Source organism: Streptomyces sp. SCL15-4, from assembly GCF_033366695.1.
GTDB lineage: Bacteria > Actinomycetota > Actinomycetes > Streptomycetales > Streptomycetaceae > Streptomyces.
Genome location: NZ_JAOBTQ010000001.1, coordinates 3,355,385 through 3,377,112, shown reverse-complemented (window position 1 = coordinate 3,377,112; position 21,728 = coordinate 3,355,385). Strand labels below are relative to the sequence as shown.

The 21,728-nt window shown below is 72.5% G+C and carries 20 protein-coding genes; 11 read left to right on the top strand and 9 right to left on the bottom strand.

All coding sequences use genetic code 11. From position 1 onward, the window contains the following. Positions 1–257: 257 nt before the first annotated feature. Complete coding sequence (locus SCK26_RS14450) at positions 258–845, top strand: hypothetical protein (protein ID WP_412080742.1); 588 nt, start codon at positions 258–260, stop codon at positions 843–845. On the opposite strand, the gene SCK26_RS14445 is transcribed toward SCK26_RS14450, so the two are convergent. The 4 genes from SCK26_RS14445 to SCK26_RS14430 all read right to left on the bottom strand — a co-directional run bounded on the left by SCK26_RS14445 (position 817) and on the right by SCK26_RS14430 (position 3,520). Then, positions 817–1,434, bottom strand: coding sequence for a nucleoside triphosphate pyrophosphatase (locus SCK26_RS14445; RefSeq protein ID WP_318201725.1), 618 nt, complete (start codon positions 1,432–1,434; stop codon positions 817–819). The two genes, SCK26_RS14450 and SCK26_RS14445, sit on opposite strands and share 29 nt — an antisense overlap. A gap of 32 nt (positions 1,435–1,466) precedes the next feature. Beyond that, a complete protein-coding gene (gene mmpB / locus SCK26_RS14440) occupies positions 1,467–1,595 on the bottom strand; it encodes a morphogenic membrane protein MmpB (protein ID WP_318201724.1) in 129 nt (42 codons plus the stop codon). 83 nt (positions 1,596–1,678) lie between these two features. Continuing rightward, positions 1,679–1,894 (bottom strand): acyl-CoA carboxylase epsilon subunit, encoded by a 216-nt coding sequence (locus SCK26_RS14435; RefSeq protein ID WP_318201723.1) that lies wholly within the window; start codon positions 1,892–1,894, stop codon positions 1,679–1,681. Between the two features lie 24 nt (positions 1,895–1,918). Further along, complete coding sequence (locus SCK26_RS14430) at positions 1,919–3,520, bottom strand: acyl-CoA carboxylase subunit beta (protein WP_318201722.1); 1,602 nt, start codon at positions 3,518–3,520, stop codon at positions 1,919–1,921. A 110-nt stretch (positions 3,521–3,630) separates the two neighbouring features. Between SCK26_RS14430 and SCK26_RS14425 the strand changes: the two genes are divergently transcribed. From SCK26_RS14425 to hutH, 5 genes are all read left to right on the top strand, one after another. Beyond that, the gene (locus tag SCK26_RS14425) at positions 3,631–4,491 is read left to right on the top strand and encodes a biotin--[acetyl-CoA-carboxylase] ligase (protein ID WP_318201721.1); all 861 of its coding nucleotides are present in this window, start codon (positions 3,631–3,633) and stop codon (positions 4,489–4,491) included. Between the two features lie 502 nt (positions 4,492–4,993). After that, positions 4,994–6,109 (top strand): adenylate/guanylate cyclase domain-containing protein, encoded by a 1,116-nt coding sequence (locus SCK26_RS14420; protein ID WP_318201720.1) that lies wholly within the window; start codon positions 4,994–4,996, stop codon positions 6,107–6,109. A 524-nt stretch (positions 6,110–6,633) separates the two neighbouring features. Next, complete coding sequence (locus tag SCK26_RS14415) at positions 6,634–7,428, top strand: enoyl-CoA hydratase/isomerase family protein (protein ID WP_318201719.1); 795 nt, start codon at positions 6,634–6,636, stop codon at positions 7,426–7,428. Between the two features lie 111 nt (positions 7,429–7,539). Beyond that, positions 7,540–8,682 carry a GGDEF domain-containing protein gene (locus SCK26_RS14410; RefSeq protein ID WP_318201718.1) on the top strand — a complete coding sequence of 381 codons (1,143 nt, stop codon included), beginning with the start codon at positions 7,540–7,542 and terminating at the stop codon, positions 8,680–8,682. Between the two features lie 88 nt (positions 8,683–8,770). Continuing rightward, positions 8,771–10,309, top strand: coding sequence for a histidine ammonia-lyase (hutH, locus tag SCK26_RS14405; protein ID WP_318206009.1), 1,539 nt, complete (start codon positions 8,771–8,773; stop codon positions 10,307–10,309). A gap of 284 nt (positions 10,310–10,593) precedes the next feature. Here hutH and SCK26_RS14400 read toward each other — a convergent pair whose 3' ends face one another. Then, positions 10,594–10,923, bottom strand: a complete 330-nt coding sequence (locus SCK26_RS14400) for an LAETG motif-containing sortase-dependent surface protein (RefSeq protein WP_318201717.1) — start codon at positions 10,921–10,923, stop codon at positions 10,594–10,596. A 109-nt stretch (positions 10,924–11,032) separates the two neighbouring features. On the opposite strand from SCK26_RS14400, the gene SCK26_RS14395 reads away from it, so the two are divergent. The 3 genes from SCK26_RS14395 to SCK26_RS14385 all read left to right on the top strand — a co-directional run bounded on the left by SCK26_RS14395 (position 11,033) and on the right by SCK26_RS14385 (position 16,574). After that, on the top strand, positions 11,033–11,377 hold the full coding sequence (locus SCK26_RS14395; protein ID WP_318201716.1) for a hypothetical protein: 345 nt from the start codon (positions 11,033–11,035) through the stop codon (positions 11,375–11,377). Positions 11,378–11,606: 229 nt separating this feature from the next. After that, positions 11,607–12,857 carry a L,D-transpeptidase gene (locus SCK26_RS14390; protein WP_318201715.1) on the top strand — a complete coding sequence of 417 codons (1,251 nt, stop codon included), beginning with the start codon at positions 11,607–11,609 and terminating at the stop codon, positions 12,855–12,857. A 420-nt stretch (positions 12,858–13,277) separates the two neighbouring features. Further along, a complete protein-coding gene (locus SCK26_RS14385) occupies positions 13,278–16,574 on the top strand; it encodes a S8 family peptidase (RefSeq protein WP_318201714.1) in 3,297 nt (1,098 codons plus the stop codon). 119 nt (positions 16,575–16,693) lie between these two features. Here SCK26_RS14385 and SCK26_RS14380 read toward each other — a convergent pair whose 3' ends face one another. Then, a complete protein-coding gene (locus SCK26_RS14380; RefSeq protein WP_318201713.1) occupies positions 16,694–17,605 on the bottom strand; it encodes a helix-turn-helix transcriptional regulator in 912 nt (303 codons plus the stop codon). A 21-nt stretch (positions 17,606–17,626) separates the two neighbouring features. On the opposite strand from SCK26_RS14380, the gene SCK26_RS14375 reads away from it, so the two are divergent. Together SCK26_RS14375 and SCK26_RS14370 are read left to right on the top strand one after the other, a co-directional pair. After that, positions 17,627–17,764 (top strand): hypothetical protein, encoded by a 138-nt coding sequence (locus tag SCK26_RS14375; protein ID WP_318201712.1) that lies wholly within the window; start codon positions 17,627–17,629, stop codon positions 17,762–17,764. 12 nt (positions 17,765–17,776) lie between these two features. After that, on the top strand, positions 17,777–18,817 hold the full coding sequence (locus SCK26_RS14370; RefSeq protein ID WP_318201711.1) for an NAD(P)-dependent alcohol dehydrogenase: 1,041 nt from the start codon (positions 17,777–17,779) through the stop codon (positions 18,815–18,817). Between the two features lie 88 nt (positions 18,818–18,905). On the opposite strand, the gene SCK26_RS14365 is transcribed toward SCK26_RS14370, so the two are convergent. From SCK26_RS14365 to SCK26_RS14355, 3 genes are all read right to left on the bottom strand, one after another. Next, a complete protein-coding gene (locus SCK26_RS14365) occupies positions 18,906–19,631 on the bottom strand; it encodes a hypothetical protein (RefSeq protein WP_318201710.1) in 726 nt (241 codons plus the stop codon). 118 nt (positions 19,632–19,749) lie between these two features. Beyond that, positions 19,750–20,415, bottom strand: a complete 666-nt coding sequence (gene msrA / locus SCK26_RS14360; protein WP_318201709.1) for a peptide-methionine (S)-S-oxide reductase MsrA — start codon at positions 20,413–20,415, stop codon at positions 19,750–19,752. Between the two features lie 85 nt (positions 20,416–20,500). Beyond that, entirely contained in the window at positions 20,501–21,628 is a 1,128-nt protein-coding gene (locus SCK26_RS14355; RefSeq protein ID WP_318201708.1) for a hypothetical protein, read from the bottom strand. Between the last annotated feature and the right edge of the window lie 100 nt (positions 21,629–21,728).

Below are 21,728 nucleotides of genomic sequence, written 5' to 3'. Positions count from 1 at the left end.
GCCCATGTCGCACCGCGGTACGCAGGACTCCTGCGGGAAACCCTAGCCCTGTCATGTGGCCAAGGTCTCTGTGCGGGCGTGCTGCGGCCCACTCTGATTCTTTGTCGAGTCCCTACGAATGGCCCAATGATTCTTTGCTGCCACCCGAACCCTTGTCCCTTGGTTTACCCGTTAGTAGCGTTCGCGGTGTCTCGAACGTACCTGGAGTAACAGGCTGTCGGCGTGAGAGTGGGTGGGGCCCGGTGGTGCGCAGACCGGTGGCATGGGTCGTGGCGGTCGTCCTCCTCGCGGAGGCGCTGTTCGTCGTGGCGGTGAACTGGCTCCTCGGCGTGGTCGTCGACCGCCAGAAGATGTCCCTGGCCGGCCTGGATCCGGACGTCATGGCGATGTCCTCGAAGATCGCCGGCATCGTCTTCGGGCTCTACTTCGCGCTGTGCGCACTGGTGGCCCTGCTCGTCGCGGTACGCGACCGCGCGCCGGCCGGTTTCGGCCGCGTCGCGCTGATCAGCGCCGCCGTGGTGCACGGCCTGCTCGGCGCGTTCGCCTGGGGTCTGTTCGGCTGGACGGCGTTCGTGTTCATGATCGTCGTCCTCGGGCTGATCGTGCTGCTGCTGATGACGTACGACCGCGCGGCCGGCCCGCAGGGTGTGGCCGCCGGCGGTCCGCCCGGGCCGGGCGCCGGGCCGGCGGCGGGGCCGGGGCCGGACGCGCAACCCGTCGACGGGGACGCGCCGGCGGACCGTACGCACGAGCCCCGGGACGGCGACGACGAACCCCGGGATTCCGTCCCGCCCCGGGGCGCCGTCCGTGCCGAGGTCACCGCTCCGGCGCCCACAACTCCGTGATGCCGACGCCCAGTTCCGCCAGGAGCCTGCGGATCAGGGGCAGGCTGATGCCGATCACATTGCCGTGGTCGCCCTCGATGCCCTCGATGAACGGCGCCGAACGGCCGTCCAGGGTGAAGGCGCCGGCCACGTGGAGGGGCTCTCCGGAGGCCACGTAGGCGGCGATCTCGGCGTCGCTGGGCTCGCCGAACCGGACGACGGTGGAGGCGGTCGCCGACACGTACCGCTTGGCCTGCGTGTCCCACACGCAGTGCCCCGTCTGGAGCACCCCGGCCCGCCCGCGCATGTCCTTCCAGCGGGCGGTGGCCTCCTCGGCGTCGGCCGGCTTGCCGAGCGCCCGGCCGTCCAGTTCCAGCACCGAGTCGCAGCCGATCACCAGGGCGCCCTGCACCTCGGGCCGTGCCGCGACCACCGACGCCTTGGCCTCGGCCAGGGCGAGCGCCAGCTCCGCCGGGGTCGGCGCGGTGACGGCGTCCTCGTCGACGCCGCTCACGATGACCTCGGGGGCGAGTCCGGCCTGCCGGAGCAGGCCCAGCCGGGCGGGGGACTGGGAGGCGAGCACGAGTCGCCTGCGGTGGTTGGCAGTCATGCGGTCAGGTTAGCCACGGCGCGCCGGGCGGCTCACCTCAGGCCGATCACGATCATCACCAGGACCATGGCCAGCGCCATGAGGAGACCGAGCCGCCGGAGCATGTTCTGCGCCTCGCGCAGCTCCTCGGGCGGCTCGTTCTCCGGATCTGACCACAGCATGCTCCCAGCGTGCGGCCGGCCCGGGTGCCGGTGCCTGAGTAGGCGTACTCAAATCGGCACCCGGGGCTCCCGCCGCCGTCCGGTCAGCCCTGGCCCGGCCAGTAGGTCCGCGTCCACGACGCCGGTCCCGGCGCCGGGACGTGCCGGGACGCGAGGCGGGCCGGATCGGACCACGCGTCCCTCGGGCCCCGCGCGCCGGACGGCGCGGTGGCCGCCGCCGCGGCGCGGGCGCGGACCACCGCCAGGGCGGCGGCCAGCTCCTCCGGGGTCGGGTTGCCTCGTACGACCTTGATGTTCATGACCGCTCCCGGGGTCGGCGGGGCCTACAGGGGGATGTTGCCGTGCTTCTTCGGAGGGAGGGATTCCCGCTTGGTGCGCAGTTGACGCAGGCCGCGGACGATGTGCGCGCGGGTGTCGGAGGGCATGATCACGGCGTCGACGTAGCCGCGTTCGGCCGCGACATAGGGGTTGAGGAGCGTGTCCTCGTACTCCTGGATCAGGCGGGCGCGGGTGGCCTCGGCGTCGTCCGCCTCGGCGATGGTGCGGCGGTGCAGGATGTTGACCGCGCCCTGGGCGCCCATGACGGCGATCTGGGCGGTGGGCCAGGCCAGGTTGAGATCGGCGCCCAGGTGCTTGGAGCCCATGACGTCGTAGGCGCCGCCGAATGCCTTGCGGGTGATGACGGTGATGAGGGGGACGGTGGCCTCGGCGTAGGCGTAGATCAGCTTGGCGCCGCGCCGGATGATGCCCTCGTGCTCCTGGCCGACGCCCGGCAGGAAGCCGGGCACGTCCACGAAGGTCAGCACCGGGATGTTGAAGGCGTCGCAGGTGCGCACGAAGCGGGCGGCCTTCTCGGAGGCGGTGATGTCCAGGCAGCCGGCGAACTGCATCGGCTGGTTGGCGACCACCCCGACCGGGCGGCCCTCGACGCGGCCGAAGCCGGTGAGGATGTTCGGCGCGAACAGGGCCTGGGTCTCGAAGAACTCGGCGTCGTCCAGGACGTGCTCGATCACCGTGTGCATGTCGTAGGGCTGGTTGGCGCTGTCGGGGACGAGCGTGTCCAGCTCGCGGTCCTCGTCGGTGACGGCGAGGTCCGCCTCCTCCGGATAGGCCGGCGCCTCGGAGAGGTTGTTGGACGGCAGGTACGACAGCAGCTGCTTGACGTACTCGATGGCGTCCTTCTCGTCGCCGGCCATGTGGTGGGCCACGCCGGAGGCGGTGTTGTGGGTGCGGGCGCCGCCCAGTTCCTCGAAGCCGACGTCCTCGCCGGTGACGGTCTTGATGACGTCCGGGCCGGTGATGAACATGTGCGAGGTCTGGTCGACCATGACGGTGAAGTCGGTGATGGCCGGGGAGTAGACCGCGCCGCCGGCGCACGGGCCGACGACCAGGCTGATCTGCGGGATGACACCGGAGGCGTGCGTGTTGCGGCGGAAGATCTCGCCGTACGCGCCGAGGGAGGCGACGCCTTCCTGGATGCGGGCGCCGCCGGAGTCGTTGATGCCGATGACGGGGCAGCCGGTCTTCAGCGCGAAGTCCATGACCTTGACGATCTTCTGGCCGTAGACCTCGCCGAGGGCGCCGCCGAAGACGGTGAAGTCCTGGGAGAAGACGGCGACCGGGCGGCCGTCGACGGTGCCGTAGCCGGTGACCACACCGTCGCCGTAGGGACGGTTGCGGTCCAGGCCGAAGTTCGTGGAGCGGTGCCGGGCGAACTCGTCCAGCTCGACGAACGAGCCCTCGTCCAGCAGCAGTTCGATCCGCTCACGGGCCGTCAGCTTGCCCTTGGCGTGCTGCTTCTCGACGGCGCGTTCCGAACCGGCGTGCGTCGCCTCGTGGATGCGCCGCTGGAGATCCGCGAGCTTCCCCGCGGTCGTGTGAATGTCGATCCCTTGGATCTCGTGACGCTCTTCCGGCTCGGACATCGGGATGCGGCTCCCTGCCTGCTCAAAAGGGGGGACGGTTACTCGTTCGTAGAGTAGTGGTGGGGCTACCGATCGGCAGTGCGTCGTTTACCACACCTAGGGTGGCTTGCATGACGCCGCAGAATCCATCAGACGACAGCCGCTGGTCCGACCTCGACCGCCCGCCCCTGAACGCCGCGGCACTGCGGCGCGGGCTGGTCCGGGAAGGGGGGCTGTACCGCGACATCGAGGTGGTACGGCAGACCGGTTCCACCAACTCCGACCTCGTGGCGCGGGCCGCCGCCGGCAAGGCCGAGGAGGGGGTGGTGCTGGTCGCGGAGGAGCAGACGGCGGCCCGGGGCAGGCTGGACCGGCGGTGGAGCGCGCCGCCGCGGTCCGGGCTGTTCTTCTCCGTCCTGCTCAGGCCCCGTGAGGTGCCGGTGGAACGGTGGGGCTGGCTGCCGCTGCTGACCGGGGTCGCGGTGGCGACCGGGCTGGCGCGGGCGGCGGGCGTGGACACGGCGCTGAAGTGGCCGAACGACCTGCTGGTGACCGTCGGCGGTCAGGAGCGGAAGGCCGGGGGCATCCTCGCGGAGCGGGCCGGTGACGACGGTGTCGTCATCGGCGTCGGCATCAACGTCAGCCTGCGGGCGGAGGAGCTGCCGGTTCCGCAGGCGGGGTCGCTGGCGCTGGCCGGGGCGGCGGGGACGGACCGGGACCCGTTGCTGCGGGCGGTGCTGCGGGCGCTGGAGGACTGGTACGGGCGCTGGCGGGCGGCGGGCGGCGATCCCGCGGAGTGCGGGTTGCAGGAGACGTACACGGCGGGGTGCGCCACGCTCGGGCGGGAGGTCCGGGCCGAGCTGCCCGGCGACCGGTCGGTGGTGGGGGAGGCCGTGGCGCTGGACGGTGACGGACGGCTGGTCATCGCCACGGAGGAAGGGGTCCAGCAGCCGGTGGGGGCGGGCGACATCGTCCATCTGCGGCCGGCGTGACCCTTCCGGGGGCTCGGCCGGGGTCTTCGGGTGCGGTGTGGTCCGGTCCGGTGTGGTGCCGGGGTGCAGGGCGTGGCGGGTGCCTGCGGCGGCTGTGCGGGGTGCGGTGCGCGTTCGGGGTTCGTCTCGGTGTCCCGTGGTGTCCCGGTGCGGGGCATGGGCGGGATGCCTGCGGTGCCTGTGCGGGGATGTGGGGGTGCGCGTCACGCCGGAGGCCCGCGCCGGAGGTGTCCGTGCTCGGAACGGCGCGGAATCGGTTGGCCGTAGAGGTTCTCGTGCCGCCGCGCCAGCCGCCGCGGACGGGCACTCACCGGCGCGTTCCGTTAAGACGGAAGGGCCTCGGCGGCGCCGCCACCCGCGGCCGAGGCGCTGGTGCCGGCTGGTGTTCCCGGTGCCGGGAAGGGGCCCGTCGGCTCAACCCGACGGAGTGAGCTGGCGCACACCTGCCGTAGAGTTGAGGCCGGTCGAAACCTGACCGTGGCAGATCGGAAGGGCAGCAGGCGTGACCGTCGACGACACGGGCTCCGGCGCTGGCGGGGACGGCCGGGTGGATCCCCACGCCCCCGACAACGGCGAGGACCCGCTGGCCCTGCGGCTCGAACAGCTCATCCTGGGTGCCGAGCGCCGCTACACCCCGTTCCAGGCGGCCCGGAGCGCCGGTGTCTCCATGGAGCTGGCGTCCCGGTTCTGGCGGGCCATGGGGTTCGCGGACATAGGGCAGGCGAAGGCGCTCACCGAGGCCGACGTCCTGGCCCTGCGGCGGCTCGCCGGTCTGGTGGAGGCCGGGCTGCTCAGCGAGGCGATGGCGGTGCAGGTGGCCCGGTCCACGGGGCAGACCACCGCCCGGCTGGCCGAGTGGCAGATCGACTCGTTCCTGGAGGGGCTGACCGAGCCTCCGGAGCCCGGCATGACCCGCACCGAGGTGACGTACCCGCTGGTCGAGTTGTTGCTGCCGGAGCTGGAGGAGTTCCTGGTCTACGTCTGGCGGCGGCAGCTCGCCGCCGCGACGGGCCGGGTCGTGCAGGCCGCCGACGACGAGGAGATGGTCGACCGGCGGCTCGCCGTCGGCTTCGCCGACCTCGTCGGTTTCACCCGGCTCACCCGCCGGATGGAGGAAGAGGAGCTGGGCGAGCTGGTGGAGGCCTTCGAGACCACCGCCGCCGACCTGGTGGCCGCGCGCGGCGGCCGGCTGATCAAGACCCTCGGCGACGAGGTGCTGTACGCGGCGGACGACGCCGGGATCGCCGCGGACATCGCGCTGCGCCTGGTGGAGACGCTGGCGAACGACGAGACGATGCCCGAGCTGCGGGTCGGCATGGCCTTCGGCACGGTGACCACCCGGATGGGTGATGTGTTCGGTACGACGGTGAACCTGGCCTCCCGGCTGACCTCGATAGCCCCGCGTGATGCCGTGCTGGTGGACAGCGCCTTCGCCGAGGAGCTGATCCGTACCGGCGAGGCGCCCGTCTCCGAGGCGGAGGCCGCGGCGGCCGAGAAGGAGGGCGAGGACCCGCCGTCGTACCGCTTCGCTCTCCAGCCGATGTGGCAGCGGCCGGTGCGCGGGCTCGGCGTGGTCGAGCCGTGGCTGCTCAACCGCCGTGAGGGCCGGTCCTCCTAGCCGCGCCCGCCGGGCCGTCGAGCACGTCCGCGCACAGGCCGATCAGGAGCGGGCACATGCCGGTGGGAGCCGGTGCCGGGCTCGGCCTGGCCGCAGTGGCGGTGGATGCCGGTGCCGGGACGCGCTCGGGCCGGCGGGCCGCGCCGCGCCCGGCCCCGGACGCCGGCGCACCGGACCGCCCACCGCTCCGGCCGCCGGGCCCCGGGCACCGAGCCCTGCACCGCCGTCCGGCGCGACCCGGCCCACCGCACCGCCGTCCACGGCCCCCGGCCCTCACCGCTCCCACCGAGGACGCCCGCCGGCGCGTGCGCCCCGTCCCCGACGGATCGCGCAGCTGTGTGTCACGGTTGCCTCCGCGCCGCGGGCCATGGCCGGCGCGCGCTCCGCGGTGCCGTGGGCGGTGCGCCGGGAGACGGCCGGGACGTCACTCGAACGGGCGTAGGACCCCGGGTCTTTTCCCGGATCGGGTACGGCTGCGATGATCGGTCCCACAGTGAGTTAACCCGCGTTAACCGGAGGGTGTCATGAGCGAGGAGCGGTACGGGGAGTTCGTGCTGGTGCGGCGGCACGGGCAGGTCGCGGAGCTGGTGCTGGACCGGCCCAAGGCGATGAACGCCGTCTCCACCGGGATGGCCCGCTCCCTCGCGGGCGCGTGCGCCGCGCTCGCCGGTGACCGAGATGCCCGGGTGGTCGTGCTGACCTCGTCGCACGAACGGGCGTTCTGTGTCGGGGCGGACCTGAAGGAGCGGAACTCCTTCACCGACGCCGACCTGGTACGGCAGCGGCCGGTGGCGCGGGCGGCGTACACCGGGGTGCTGGAGCTGCCCATGCCGACGATCGCCGCGGTGCACGGCTTCGCGCTGGGCGGCGGTTTCGAACTGGCGCTCTCCTGCGACCTGATCGTGGCGGACCGTACGGCCGTGGTGGGGCTGCCGGAGGTGTCCGTGGGCGTGATCCCGGGCGGCGGCGGCACGCAGCTGCTGCCCCGGCGGGTCGGGGCCGCGCGGGCCGCCGAGCTGATCTTCTCGGCCCGGCGGGTGGAGGCGGAGGAGGCCGCCCGGCTCGGGCTGGTGGACCGGCTGGTGGAGGAGGGCCGGGACCGCGAGGAGGCGCTGGCGCTCGGGGCGCGGATCGCCGGGAACTCGCCGGTCGGACTGCGGGCCGCCAAGCGGGCGCTGCGGCTCGGCCACGGGCTGGACCTGCGGGCCGGTCTGGAGGTCGAGGACGCGGCATGGCGCTCGGTGGCCTTCTCGGGCGACCGGGCGGAGGGCGTGGCCGCCTTCAACGAGAAGCGCAAGCCCGAGTGGCCCGGGGAGTAGCGGTCCGCCGACGGGGCACGGGGAAGGGTGCCGGGCCGCGGGGCCGGTCATTGTCCACCTGATCGCCGCACAGACATCCCTTATATCCGCATTACTCCCTAATCTGGAGTAATGGCTGAGGACAAGCGGCTCGCCGCGGTCGTGGCGCTGGCTCAGGGCATGGCGGCGGCGCACACCCCGCGCGAGTGCTGGCAGGCCGCCGCCCTCGGCGCCTGCCACGCGCTGGACGGCGGCTTCGCCGCGCTGTCGGTGTGGGAGCGGGAGCTGGGCCGGCTCCGGGTCCTCGCGAACGTGGGGGACAGGGCCGCGGACGAGGAGGAGTTCCCGGAGGCCGAGACCTACCCGGTGCACCAGTTCCCGGAGATCACCGAGTTCCTGCACGAGCGGTGGGCCGGCGGCGGAGGGCCCAACGCCTGGGTGGAGACCGCCGACGGCTCGGCCGCCGGAACCCCGGGCTACTTCCACCAGCGGGTCGCCGCCCTGCGGCGCCGGGGACGCGGGTGCTGTGTCGTCGCCCCCGTCGTGCTGCACGGCCGGGCCTGGGGCGAGCTGTACGTGGCCCGCCCGCCCGGCGCCCCGGTGTTCGCGCGGGCCGACTCCGACTTCGCCACCGTGCTCGCCGCCGTCGTCGCCGCGGGCATCGCGCAGACCGAGCGGCTGGAGGAGGCCCGCCGGCTCGCCTACACCGACGCCCTCACCGGCCTCGCCAACCGGCGGGCCGTGGACGTGTGCCTGGAGGAGGCCGTCGAGCGGCACCGCGCGGAGGGCGCGGTGGTCAGCCTCGTCGTCTGCGACCTCAACGGGCTCAAGCGGGTCAACGACACCCTCGGGCACGCCGTCGGCGACCGGCTCCTGGAGCGCTTCGGCTCGGTGCTGTCGCTGTGCGGCGCGATGGTGCCGGGCGCGCTGGTCGCGCGGCTCGGCGGGGACGAGTTCTGCCTGGTCGCGGTCGGGCCGCCCGCCGACGACGTGGTGAAGGCGGCGGACGAGCTGTGCCGCAGGGCCGGGGAGCTGGAGCCGGGGGAGGGGGTCGCGTGCGGGGTCGCCTCGACCGAGGAGGCGATCGGCGAGGTGCGCGACGCCCGGCGGCTGTTCCGGCTCGCGGACGCCGCCCAGTACCGGGCGAAGGCGCTGCGCCTGGACCGGCCGGTGGTGGCCGGGCGGGAGGGGCCGGGCGACCCGGTGGTCCGGCTGGCCGACGAGCCGCCGCCTCCGCGCGCCGAGCGGCGCCGGTTCCGCGGGCGCCTGCCGTGAGGCGAAGCCCACACCGTGCGGTAAGGGGTGCCTCCGGTGTCCACTAGTGACACCGCCGCATTCAATGCGTAGGCTCCTGAATATGGATATGCACACTGTGGTGGTGGGGACGTCCGGGGTCACGGCGTCCGACGTTCTCGCCGTGGCGCGCGGCGGTGCCCGCATCGAGCTGTCGGCGGAGGCGGTGGCGGCCCTCGCGGCGGCCCGGGAGATCGTGGACGCGCTGGCGGCCAAGCCCGACCCGGTCTACGGCGTCTCCACCGGCTTCGGCGCCCTGGCGACCCGGCACATCAGCCCGGAGCTGCGCGCCCAGCTGCAGCGCAACATCGTCCGCTCGCACGCCGCCGGCATGGGTCCCCGGGTGGAGCGCGAGGTCGTACGGGCCCTGATGTTCCTGCGGCTCAAGACCGTCTGCTCGGGCCACACCGGAGTGCGGCCCGAGGTCGCGCAGACCATGGCCGACGTGCTGAACGCCGGGATCACGCCGGTCGTGCACGAGTACGGCTCCCTCGGCTGCTCCGGCGATCTGGCCCCGCTGTCCCACTGCGCCCTCACCCTCATGGGCGAAGGCGAGGCGGAAGGCCCCGACGGACGTGTCCGGCCCGCCGGCGAGCTGCTCGACGAGCACGGGATCCGGCCCGTCGAGCTGCGCGAGAAGGAGGGCCTCGCCCTGCTCAACGGCACCGACGGCATGCTCGGCATGCTGGTCATGGCCCTCGCCGACCTGGACACCCTCTACAAGTCCGCCGACGTCACCGCCGCCCTCACCCTGGAGGCCCTGCTCGGCAGCGACAAGGTGCTCGCACCCGAGCTGCACGCCATCCGCCCGCACCCGGGGCAGGCCGCCAGCGCCGCCAACATGCTCGCCGTGCTGAAGGGTTCGGGGCTCACCGGACACCACCAGGACGACGCCCCGCGCGTCCAGGACGCCTACTCCGTGCGCTGCGCCCCGCAGGTCGCCGGCGCCGGACGCGACACGCTCGCGCACGCCCGCCTGGTCGCCGAGCGGGAGCTGGCCTCCGCCGTGGACAACCCCGTCGTCCTGCCCGACGGAAGGGTGGAGTCCAACGGCAACTTCCACGGCGCGCCCGTGGCCTACGTACTGGACTTCCTCGCCATCGCCGCCGCCGACCTCGGCTCCATCGCCGAGCGCCGCACCGACCGGCTGCTGGACAAGAACCGCAGCCACGGCCTGCCGCCGTTCCTCGCCGACGACGCCGGTGTGGACTCCGGGCTGATGATCGCCCAGTACACCCAGGCCGCGCTGGTCGGCGAGCTGAAGCGGCTCGCCGTACCGGCCTCCGCGGACTCCATCCCGTCCTCCGCCATGCAGGAGGACCACGTCTCCATGGGCTGGTCGGCCGCGCGCAAGCTGCGCACCGCCGTGGACAACCTCACCCGGGTCATCGCCGTCGAGCTGTACGCGGCCACCCGCGCCGTCGAGCTGCGCGAGGGCCTCACCCCGGCGCCCGCCACGCGGGCCGTCCTCGACGCCGTGCGCGCCGCCGGCGTCCAGGGCCCGGGCCCGGACCGGTTCCTGGCGCCCGACCTGGCCGCCGCCGACGCCTTCGTGCGCGGCGGGAAGCTGGTGGCGGCCGTGGAGGAGGTCACCGGCCCGCTCCGGTGAACGAGGGCGGGGCCCCGCGCCGGGGCCCCGCCGGTCCGTGGCGGACCGTCACCTCGGCCCGGCGGCCCGCGCCTTCGCGACCGGCGGGAGACCGCGCAGGGCTTCTCGCTCGTCATCGCGCCGAGGCCGGCCGCGGTGTACACCGCGAGGGGCGCCGGGCGCGATGCCGGTGAACGTCTGGAGCACCGGGTCGCGCTCGGCGTCCGCGGACCCGGCCTCGCTCCGGCCGGGGACACCGCCGCGGAAGCCGGTCACCGCCATCGTCAAGATTTCGTCAAGGAAAGCTAAAGCCCCAGGCGTTCGCGGCGCACCGAGTACACGACGAAACCGGCGCCCACGGCGAGCAGCAGGCTGCCGCCGACGACGTACGGGGTGGTGTCGAACGAGCCGGTGTCGGCCAGTTCGGCCTCCGCGGTCGCCCGGTCCGTGCTCCCGGCCGGCGCCGACACCGCTCTGACCTGCACGGCCTGCGTGACCCGCGCCGGCGTCGAGGTGGTCGCCGTCTCTCTGTCCGGGGTGTTCTGCGAGGCGTTCGCGGACGGGACGAACCACAGTGCGCACAGCAGGGTGCCCGCGGCGGTGGCGGTCAGCAGCGGACGGCGAACGGATGACACGGAATATCGATCCCCTTGTGACGCTGGCGAATTGGCCGTGTGGGGCGATGTTAGTGAAAGGCGCGGGTCACAGGAAAGTCACGGGAGGTTTCGGCCGTACGCTCCCGCCATGAGCACAGAAGAGACATCACGCTTTGTGCGGCTTCGGGTGGAGCTGGTGCTGGAGGTGCAGGACGAGGGCGAGCTGACCAAGGCCGCGCTGCGCCGCCTCGCCGGGGACGACGAGCTGCCGCAGGCGGAGCGGGCCCACGCCGAGTCCGCTGTGACGGAAGACACCGCCGAGGCCCTGGCGTATCTCGTGGATCCGTTCGACCTGGTCAGCGAGGTGCCCGGGGTGGAGTTGCAGCAGGCGTCCTGGTCCAGCGAGCGCATCGACTACGACCCCGATTCGCCCGAGTGGGACCTGGACGAGGATGATGGGGAGGACGACGAACAAGAGGACGGCATCGGCTGAGCGTCCCGGGGCACCAGAACCCCGGACGGCACCCGCCGTCCGGGGTTTTCGTCGTCCCAGGGGACGCGCGGACCGTATCCCGCACCTCCGTCACCCGCCGCGAGCCGCGGACGTGGGATGCCCCACAGATCCACGGGGCGGGAACGGGACGAACCGGCCGTAGCGTTGAAGGTTCTTGACGGGGGACTCTCGGGGTTATCGCGACTCGGCAACGATGGAGAAGCTTGTGATGACGGACAGTAAGCGGCGCGGGCGCCTGGCGGCCGCTTCCGCTCTGCTCGGCGGTGTGCTGGTGCTCACGGCGTGTTCCGGCGGCGACGCCGACGCCTCCGGCGGCGGCAGCGGCGACACCTCGCAGGCCAAGGTCGACGAGGCGGCGGCCAAGAAGTCCTCCGAGGCGCAGATCACGATCACGCCGAAGGACGGCTCGGCCAACGCGTCGATCAACAACTCCGCCGCCGTGACGGTCGGCAAGGGCACGCTCACCGGCGTCACCATGACCGCCCAGGACGGCAAGTCCGTCGCCGGGCAGCTGTCCGCCGACAAGAAGAGCTGGAAGCCCAGCACCCCGCTGGAGCGGTCCACCACCTACAAGGTCGCCGCGGAGGCCAAGGACTCCGAGGGCCGCATAGCCCACGAGAACGCCTCCTTCACCACGGTCTCCCCGGCCAACAGCTTCATCGGCACCTTCACCCCGGACAACGGCTCCACGGTCGGCGTCGGCATGCCCGTGTCGATCAACTTCGACAAGGCGATCACCGACAAGGCGGCCGTGCAGAAGGGCATCACGGTCAGCTCCAGCAGCGGCCAGGAGATCGCCTGCCACTGGTTCGGCGCCAACCGCATGGACTGCCGCCCGGAGGACTACTGGAAGGAAGGCTCCACCGTCACCCTGAAGCTGGCGCTCGACGGCGTCCAGGGCGCGAACGGCGTCTACGGCGTCCAGCAGAAGACGGTCACCTTCCACATCGGCCGCAACCAGGTCTCCTACGTCGACGCGCAGACCAAGCAGATGAAGATCACGCAGGACGGCAAGGTCGTCAAGACCATACCGATCTCCGCCGGCTCGCCCGACAACAAGACGTACGAGGGCCGGATGGTGATCTCCGAGAAGTTCAAGCAGACCCGCATGAACGGCGCCACGGTCGGCTTCACCGACGACGACGGCAAGGGCGAGTACGACATCAAGGACGTGCCGCACGCCATGCGCCTGACCACCTCGGGCACCTTCATCCACGGCAACTACTGGGGCGCGCCGTCGGTGTTCGGCAGCGCGAACACCAGCCACGGCTGTGTCGGCCTGCGGGACGCGAAGGGCGCGAACGACCCGAGCACGCCCGCGGCCTGGTTCTACAACCACACGCTGATCGGTGACGTCGTGGTCGTCCAGCACACCGGCGACAAGACGGTCTCGCCGGACAACGGCCTCAACGGCTGGAACATGGACTGGGCGCAGTGGAAGGCCGGTTCGGCCGTCTGACGACCCCGCAGCACCTCGCGTTGATGCCGCCCCTTCCCGGGGCGGCATCGTCGTTTCACGGACCGCGCCTCGGGCATGTGCCCGGCGAGAGGTCCGGAGGACGGCGGCAGCGCGCCGCCATCGCCCGGCCATCCCGCGCAAGGGGAGACTCGCCGCGAGAGAGAACGCGGACGCCTGACACTCCATAACACCGCCTGGTTCCAAGGGACTTCGCGATTCTGTAACGGTGCTCCGGAGGGCGCGTAACAGTTTCCGGCCGTGCTTTCCCACCGTTCCCTCCGCTATTGAGCCGCGTGATCGCCTCCCGGCATACTTCGTTGCCCGGGAGGCCGACGCGCAATTGTGCGAGTCCGCCCCCGGCCGGGTGAACGGGGAATTCGCCCGGTACCTCATCTCCAGGGGGAGATCTTGCGCGTACAAGTGAAAAGAGCGGCCGCGGCCACCGTGGCGACGGCCGCGGCGGTAGCCCTCGCAGCGGGTATGACCAGCCCCGCGTCGGCCAAGCCCGCCCGCACCTCCGCGGGCGCCTCCGCGCTCACCGCCCAGCACCACGTCACCCTGATCACCGGTGACCGCGTCGCCCTCGACGCCAAGGGCCGCATCGTCGGCCTGGAGCGGGCCAAGGGCCGCGAGCACATACCCTTCCAGGTCCGCAAGGCGGCCGGCCACACGCTGGTCATCCCCGCCGACGCGGCCCGCCTGGTCGCCTCCGGCACGCTGGACCAGCGCCTGTTCGACGTGACCGAGCTGAACAAGGCCGCCACCCGCAAGGCGCACAAGAGCGGCCTGAAGGTCATCGTCGGCTACCGCGGCACCGCGTCCGCGGCCAAGGCCGACGTCCGGGACGCGGGCACCCTGCGCCGCAGCCTGAAGACGCTCAACGCGGACGCCGTCCAGACCCCGGCCGAGGACACCGCCGGACTGTGGGACGCCGTCACCAACGGCGACAAGACCGCCTCCGGCATCGCGCACGTCTGGCTCGACGGGGTCCGCAAGGCCAGCCTCGACAAGTCCGTGCCGCAGATCGGCGCGCCCGCCGCCTGGAAGGCCGGCTACACCGGCAAGGGCGTCAAGGTCGCCGTCCTGGACACCGGCGTGGACACCCGCCACCCGGACCTGAAGGACCAGGTGGCCGGAGCGAAGAACTTCACCTCCGCCGCCGACGCCACCGACCACTTCGGCCACGGCACGCACGTCGCCTCCATCGTGGCGGGCACCGGCGCCAAGTCCGGCGGCAAGTACAAGGGTGTGGCCCCGGACGCCAAGCTCCTCAACGGCAAGGTCCTGGACGACTCCGGCTACGGCGACGACTCCGGCATCCTCGCCGGCATGGAGTGGGCGGCCGGCCAGGGCGCCGACGTCGTCAACCTCAGCCTCGGCGGCTACGACTCTCCCGGCATCGACCCGCTCGAAGCCGAGGTCAACAAGCTCTCCGCCGAGAAGGGCGTCCTGTTCGCGATCGCCGCGGGCAACGACGGCCCCCAGTCGGTCGGTTCGCCGGGCAGCGCCGACGCCGCGCTCACCGTCGGCGCCGTCGACGACAAGGACCAGCTGGCGGACTTCTCCTCCACCGGCCCGCGCGCCGGCGACGGCGCCATCAAGCCGGACGTCACCGCGCCGGGCGTCGACATCACCGCCGCCGCGGCCGCGGGCAGCGTCATCGACCAGGAGGTCGGCCAGAAGCCCGAGGGCTACCTGACCATCTCCGGCACCTCGATGGCCACCCCGCACGTCGCGGGCGCCGCGGCCCTGCTGAAGCAGGAGCACCCCGACTGGCGCTCCACCGAGCTGAAGGGCGCCCTGACCGGCTCCACCAAGGGCGGCGCGTACACCCCCTTCGAGCAGGGCTCGGGCCGCATCCAGGTCGACAAGGCCATCAACCAGTCGGTCGTCGCCGACCCGGTCTCGCTGAGCTTCGGCGTCCAGCAGTGGCCGCACACCGACGACACCCAGGTCACCAAGAAGCTGACCTACCGCAACCTCGGCGACAAGGACGTCACGCTCACCCTGACCAGCTCCGCCACCGACCCCAAGGGCGCGGCGGCCCCGGCCGGCTTCTTCAAGCTCGGCGCGGACCGGGTCACCGTCCCGGCGCACGGCACGGCCGCGGTCGACCTCACCGTCGACACCAGGCTGGGCGGCACCGTCGACGGCGCCTACTCCGCGTACGTCACGGCGACGGGCGACGGCCAGAGCGTCCGCACGGCCGCCGCGGTGCAGCGCGAGGTGGAGTCCTACGACGTCACGCTGAAGGTCATCGGCCGGGACGGCAAGCCCGCCCCGTACTACAACGTCGACCTCAGCGGCGTGGCGGGCCTGGCGAACGGCACCTGGCTGACGCCGTACGACAAGTCCGGCACGGTGAAGGTGCGCGCGCCCAAGGGCACGTACATCCTCAACACCGCCGTCTACGCCGACCCGAAGAACGCCGCCAAGGGCACCGACTGGATCGCGCAGCCGAAGCTGACCGTCGGCAAGAAGCAGACGATCACCCTCGACGCGCGCAAGACCAAGCCGGTGGACATCACCGTCCCGGGCTCGGGCCTGAAGTCCCAGTTCGCCTCGCCGGCCTTCGACGTCACGATCGGCGACGGCCAGTACGGCTACGGCTGGTTCCTGGACTCGTACAAGAACTTCCGCACCGCGCACCTGGGCCCGCAGCTGCCCGCCGGCACGCTGCGCCAGCAGTGGGACGGCCACTGGACCAAGGGCGCGACGGAGGAGTACGCCGTCACCTCCGGCGGCCAGGTCAAGCAGCTCGCCACCGGCTACACCCGGCACTACAAGGCGGGCGACCTGGCCACGGTGAAGGTCCGGATGGGCGCGGCGGCCCGCGGCAAGAAGGGCTCCGTCGACGCGGTCGGCTGGCTGCCCGGCAGCTCCGGCGCCTCCTCCATCAGCATCCCGCAGAACCTGCCCGGCACCCGCACCCTGCACCTGTCCGCCAAGGACGGCGTGCGCTGGGAGCTGGAGTTCGGCCAGAACGGCGGGGTGGACCAGGACGGCTTCCCGGTCTCCGACGCCGGCTACTCGCTCGGCCGGTTCTCCTTCAAGGCCGGCCAGAGCTACACCAAGACGGTCAACACCGCGGTCTTCGGCCCGCACGTGGGCAAGGACTTCGGCATCTTCCGGGACGGCAACGAGATCTTCGGCGCGCTGCCGCTGTTCGCCGACTCCGCCAAGCACGCCGGGTACTCGGCCTACACCTCGGCGAACACCACCCTGTACCGCAACGGCACCAAGGTCGGCAGCAACGACGACCCGCTGTTCGGCGACAAGACCTTCAAGGTCCCCGCCGGCGACGCGGCGTACAAGCTGACGACCTCGGTCAAGCGGTCCGCGAAGGTGTCCGAGGCGTCCACCCGGATCGACGCGGCCTGGACCTTCCGCTCCAAGAAGCCGGGCAGCCTCACCCAGCTGCCCGCCTCCGCCCTGCACTTCGGTGCCACCACCGGCCTGGACAGCCGGGTCGCCGCGGGCAAGAAGGTCACCTTCCCGGTCACCGTGGAGGGCGCCGCCGCCGGCCGCAACCTGAAGTCCCTCGCCGTCTACGTCTCCTACGACGGCAAGAACTTCAAGAAGACCACCGTCAAGAACGGCAAGATCACCGTCAAGAACCCGGCGAAGAACAAGGCCGTCTCGTTCCGCGCCAAGATCACCGACAAGAAGGGCAACACGTCGGAGATCACGATCTACAACGCGTACTTCGGCAAGTGATCCCTCGCTAGCCGACCGTCCGCACCAGCGGCCCGCAGCAGGCACCCGCCCGCTGCGGGCCGTTCGCCGCTCGTGACCGGGACCCTTCCACCGTGACCGGCGCCCTCACCACGGCGGGACTAGACGGAGGGGATCGCCCGGGCGGCGTCCGTGCCCCAGCTGGCCAGCAGGCGCAGGGAGTCGGCGGTGGGAGAGTCCGGGTCGGCGTGGTAGGTGACCAGCGACATGTCCGAGCCGTCCGTCAGGCGGAAGCTCTCGAAGTTCAGCGCCAGGTCGCCCACCAGAGGATGGTGCAGGTGCTTGACGCCATGGCTCTTCTCCTTGACGTCGTGCGTGGCCCACAGCCGGCGGAACTCCTCGCTCTTCACCGACAGCTCGCCCACCAGCGCCGACAGCTTCGGATCGTCCGGGTGGCAGCCCGCATCCATGCGCAGGGCGCACACGATGTCGATCGCCTTCTGCTCCCAGTCGACGAACAGCGTCCGGTAGTCGGGGCGCAGGAACACCAGCCGGGCCCAGTTGCGCTCGCCCGGCGGCAGCTCCGCCCAGTCGCCGAAGAGGGCCGCCGCCATCGGGTTCCAGACGAGGATCTCCGCCCGCCGCCCCACGACGTACGCCGGCACGCCCTCCATGGTCCGCAGCAGCTGCCGCAGCGCCGGGCGCACCTGCTGCGGGCGCGCCCCCTGCTTCTTCTTCAGCGCCTTCGGCTTGGCCAGATGGGTCAGGTGGGCGTGCTCGGCGTCCGTCAGCCGCAGGGCCCGCGCGATCGCGTCGAGCACCTCCGCCGACACGTTCCGGCCGTTGCCCTGTTCAAGGCGCGTGTAGTACGCCACCGACACCCCGGCCAGCTGCGCCAGCTCCTCCCGGCGCAGCCCCGGCACCCGCCGGTGCCGTCCGAAACCGGACAGCCCCACGTCCTCCGGCTTCAGCCGGGCCCGCCGGCTGCGCAGAAACTCGCTCAGCTCCGCCCGCCGGTCCAGGGTCCGGCCGGTGAGGGCTGTCGTGTCCGGCTGCTCGTCCCTGCTGTCCATACGACCAGTATTCCTGGTCGTATGCCCGCGAGCCTGACCTCGCTGGTGGTAGGCACAGCGGTCGTACGCAAAGGCGTGGTCTGGGTGCGCGGCCGGGTACGCGGCAGGCTGGACGCCTGCCCGGCACCAAAGAAGCCCGGGCGCGAGATCGACCGCTAGGAGAACCCCGGCATGACCACTGTTGCCGCATACGCCGCGCCCGCCGCGAAGTCCCCGCTGGAGCGGACGACCATCGAGCGCCGCGCGGTCGGCGAGTTCGACGTCCTGATCGACATCAAGTTCGCCGGTATCTGCCACTCCGACATCCACCAGGTCCGCGAGGGCTGGGGCGAGGCGATCTTCCCGATGGTCCCCGGCCACGAGATCGCGGGCGTCGTCACCGAGGTCGGCAGCGGTGTGACGAAGTTCCGCGCCGGCGACCGGGTCGGCGTCGGCTGCATGGTCGACTCCTGCCGCGAGTGCGAGAACTGCCTGCGCGGCGAGGAGCAGTACTGCCTGAAGGGCATGGTCGGCACCTACAACGCCATCGGCAAGGACGGCGAGCCCACCTACGGCGGCTACGCCGAGAAGATCGTCGTCGACGAGAACTACGTCGTCCGCATCCCCGACGGCCTGTCCCTGGACGTGGCCGCGCCGCTGCTGTGCGCGGGCATCACCACGTACTCCCCGCTGCGCCACTGGAACGCGGGCCCCGGCAAGAAGGTCGCGATCGTCGGCCTGGGCGGCCTCGGCCACATGGCCGTCAAGCTCGCGCACGCCATGGGCGCCGAGGTGACGGTGCTGTCCCAGTCCCTGCGCAAGAAGGACGACGGGCTGAAGCTGGGCGCCGACCACTACCACGCCACCAGCGACCCGAAGACCTTCGAGGAACTGGCCGGCACCTTCGACCTGATCGTCTCCACCGTCTCCGCCCCGATGGACTTCGGCGCGCTGCTGTCGCTGCTGAAGGTGGACGGCGCGCTGGTGAACGTGGGCGCGCCCGAGGAGCCGGTCTCCCTCAACCTGTTCTCGGTGATCGGCGGCCGCAAGACCCTCGCGGGCTCCATGATCGGCGGCATCCGCGAGACCCAGGAGATGCTGGACTTCTGCGCGGAGCACGGCATCGGCGCCGAGATAGAGCTGATCGCCGCGTCCGAGATCAACGAGGCGTACGAGCGGGTCCTCGCCAGCGACGTCCGCTACCGCTTCGTGATCGACACGGCGACGATCTGACCCGCTCTCCCGCCGGGCCGTAGTGCTCTGCCGGGCCGCAGTCCTGCGGGGCTGCGGCCCGCGGCGGCTCGCCCGCCCGGACGCGCCGCTACTCCAGACCGAAGCCCTCACCGGCGCCGTACGCCCGCACCACCACGCCCCCGTCCGCCGCGGGCCGCACCACGTGCACCCGCCCGGCACCGGACACCAGCGCCTCCCCGTCGCCCACCGTGAGCATCGTGTTCTCGTCCACGGCGACCCCGTACGGAACCATGCGCCGCCCGACCGCCGCGACCAGCCGCGCCAGCGTCCCCCACTGGGCGGCGTGCACGTCCACCGCGAACGGCACCAGCCCGAGCCCGGCCCGGACCTCGACCTCGGCCAGGTCCTCGCCGGTCTCCTCCGGGCACACCGGGACGCCGTCCACCAGCCACCCGCCGACCACGGCCCGCCGCGCGGCGACGGCCGCACCGGCGGAGAAGCCCGCGTACGGCACCCCGCGCCCGGCCAGCAGCGCCGGCAGCCGCTCCAGGCACTCCGCGAGCGCCTCCTGATACGCGGGCGTGAGCCCACCGCACACCAGCAGCCCGTCGATCCCGTCCAGCGCGGCCTCCGGCGCGAACCGGCCGCCGAGCGGCACCGGCAGCGGCACCGGCACGCACCCCGGACCGGCCTTCCGCAGCGCCGCCGCGTACCGCTCGAACTGCGCCGCGCCGTCTCCCTCGTCCAGGATCAGACAGCCGACCCGCCGTTCGCCGCGCACCTCCCGCAGAAACGGTTCGTACACCTCGGCGCGCTCCCAGCCACCCCCGATCAGGAACGTACGACTGCCCATGCTCTCCCCTTCAGTCCCCGATGGCACAAGGGGCGAATGTACGGGGTACGGGCCGACGCCGTCGCCTCGTTTACGCCGGCGGCGTCCTCGCCGGCACGCTCGGGCGCCGTGCGATGGCTCAGCCGTTCGCCCTGGCCACACCGACCGGGCAGGACAGACCCGTGCCGCCGAGACCGCAGTAGCCCGCCGGGTTCTTGTCCAGGTACTGCTGGTGGTATGCCTCGGCCGGGTAGAAGGTGCGGCCCTCGGCCGGGAGGATCTCCGTGGTGATCGTGCCGTAGCCGGAGGAGGTCAGGACCTTCTGGTAGGCGTCGCGGGAGGCCTCGGCCGCCGCGGCCTGCTCCGGGGTGTGCGTGTAGATCGCCGAGCGGTACTGCGTGCCCACGTCGTTGCCCTGCCGGAAGCCCTGCGTCGGGTCGTGCGACTCCCAGAAGGTCTTCAGCAGGCTGTCGTAGGAGACCTGCCGCGGGTCGTAGACCACCCGGACCGCCTCCGTGTGACCGGTCAGGCCCGAGCAGACCTCCTCGTACGTCGGATACTCCGTGTAACCGCCCTGGTAGCCGACCAGGGTCGTGTACACGCCCGCCGGGAGCTGCCAGAACTTGCGCTCGGCGCCCCAGAAGCAGCCCAGGCCGAAGTCGGCGGTCTCCAGGCCCTCGGGGTAGGGACCCAGCAGCGGCGTGCCGAGGACGGTGTGGCGTTCCGGGACCGCGTAGGCGAGCGCGGGGCGGCCCTTGAGTGCCTGCTCGGGGGTGGGCAGCTGGGGCGTGCGGCCGAAGAGCATCGGGTCTCCCTGGTCGGTCGGGGTCGGGCGCCCGGGCGGCGCGCCGGCACCCGTACAACGCCCCGCGCACCCCCGGGCATTCCGGTCAGACGCGCGCCGCGGCCGTCTCCTCCACCAGCCGGACCGCCGTGTTCCGGACCCGGCAGTAGTACTCGGCCATGTCGCCGCGGTAGCGCCACGGCAGCGCGTTCACATGCCCGTCGACCAGCTTGAACTGCTCCAGCGCCGCCTCGTTGCGGTCCTGGAGGTGCAGGTAGTACGCCAGCAGGTGACGCAGTTCCGGCAACCGCGGGTGGGAGGGGTCGGCCGCCGCCGCGTCCGCGAGCGCCGCCTCGACCCGCGCCCGCATCTCCGGCGTGTTGTCGGCCTCGGTGTCGTCCGACTCGTCGTGCTCGAAGTGCGCGATCAGCGGCAGCGCGGTCAGCAGGCTGCCCAGCGGCGCGCCGGCCGCCGCCCGTTCGGCGAACTCGCGGGCCAGCCGCTCCGAGCCGCGCCACTTCGCGCACCAGTACTGGAGCGCCGAGAAGTGCGCCTCGTAGTGGTGCGGGGCGCGGCGGGTGACCTCCGCCCACAGGTCGTCCATCCGCGCGTTCGGATAGCCGAGGCCCAGCGCCACCCAGATCTCCGCGACGAACGGGGTCGGGTCGTCGGGGTTCAGCGCCGCTGCCCGCGCGACGTCCTCGCGGGCGGAGGTCAGCGTGCGGCGGAAGCCGTCGAACTGCTCCTGGGTCGTGTACTTCGCCTTCTTCCCGCCCCGGATCTTCCAGGCCAGGATCACCGTGCTGCGTGCGCGGACCACGGCCGCGTCCGGGTCGTCGGGCCGGACCGCCTCCCAGGCCAGCAGCCACGCGTCCTCCTCGGCCGCGCGGTCGGCCAGCAGGTAGGCGAGGGCCGAGCGGCGCTCCCAGTCCCGGCCGACCGCCGCGAGCAGGTCGGCGGCCGGCCGCCAGTCACCGCCGCGCACGGCCGTCAGCGCGGCCGTCCACTCCGCCGGCAGCGGAGCGGCGAGGTCGGTGTTCTGCCGTTCGGCGGGCAGCAGGCCGAGCTTCCCGGCGGCCTCGGCCGCCTGTGCGGCCTCGGTGTCGGCGTCGGTGTCCGCGTCGTCGTCGGGGCTCGGCGAGAAGAGTTCCTTCAGGAACACCCAGAGCAGCCACAGCAGGAAGATCGCCGTGGGGACGGCCAGGATGCCGAGGATCCAGAAGAGGACGGTCATGCGGGTGGGTCCGTTCGTTTCGGTGGTACGGGCGGGGTCGGGCGTCCGGATCCCGGCGGTGCGGGTTGGCCAGGCGTTCCGGCGGGGGCGGTGTGCCCGG

Excerpts from the sequence above, each read along its gene's own strand:
- SCK26_RS14410 (WP_318201718.1), top strand. The coding sequence starts at position 7,540 with ATGGCTGAGGACAAGCGGCTCGCCGCGGTCGTGGCGCTGGCTCAGGGC.
- SCK26_RS14435 (WP_318201723.1), bottom strand. The coding sequence starts at position 1,894 with ATGAACATCAAGGTCGTACGAGGCAACCCGACCCCGGAGGAGCTGGCC.
- SCK26_RS14375 (WP_318201712.1), top strand. The coding sequence starts at position 17,627 with ATGCCCGCGAGCCTGACCTCGCTGGTGGTAGGCACAGCGGTCGTACGC.
- SCK26_RS14365 (WP_318201710.1), bottom strand. The coding sequence starts at position 19,631 with ATGGGCAGTCGTACGTTCCTGATCGGGGGTGGCTGGGAGCGCGCCGAG.
- SCK26_RS14395 (WP_318201716.1), top strand. The coding sequence starts at position 11,033 with ATGAGCACAGAAGAGACATCACGCTTTGTGCGGCTTCGGGTGGAGCTG.
- SCK26_RS14370 (WP_318201711.1), top strand. The coding sequence starts at position 17,777 with ATGACCACTGTTGCCGCATACGCCGCGCCCGCCGCGAAGTCCCCGCTG.
- mmpB (WP_318201724.1), bottom strand. The coding sequence starts at position 1,595 with ATGCTGTGGTCAGATCCGGAGAACGAGCCGCCCGAGGAGCTGCGCGAG.
- SCK26_RS14380 (WP_318201713.1), bottom strand. The coding sequence starts at position 17,605 with ATGGACAGCAGGGACGAGCAGCCGGACACGACAGCCCTCACCGGCCGG.
- msrA (WP_318201709.1), bottom strand. The coding sequence starts at position 20,415 with ATGCTCTTCGGCCGCACGCCCCAGCTGCCCACCCCCGAGCAGGCACTC.
- SCK26_RS14390 (WP_318201715.1), top strand. The coding sequence starts at position 11,607 with ATGACGGACAGTAAGCGGCGCGGGCGCCTGGCGGCCGCTTCCGCTCTG.
- SCK26_RS14430 (WP_318201722.1), bottom strand. The coding sequence starts at position 3,520 with ATGTCCGAGCCGGAAGAGCGTCACGAGATCCAAGGGATCGACATTCAC.
- SCK26_RS14355 (WP_318201708.1), bottom strand. The coding sequence starts at position 21,628 with ATGACCGTCCTCTTCTGGATCCTCGGCATCCTGGCCGTCCCCACGGCG.
- SCK26_RS14415 (WP_318201719.1), top strand. The coding sequence starts at position 6,634 with ATGAGCGAGGAGCGGTACGGGGAGTTCGTGCTGGTGCGGCGGCACGGG.
- SCK26_RS14425 (WP_318201721.1), top strand. The coding sequence starts at position 3,631 with ATGACGCCGCAGAATCCATCAGACGACAGCCGCTGGTCCGACCTCGAC.
- hutH (WP_318206009.1), top strand. The coding sequence starts at position 8,771 with ATGCACACTGTGGTGGTGGGGACGTCCGGGGTCACGGCGTCCGACGTT.
- SCK26_RS14445 (WP_318201725.1), bottom strand. The coding sequence starts at position 1,434 with ATGACTGCCAACCACCGCAGGCGACTCGTGCTCGCCTCCCAGTCCCCC.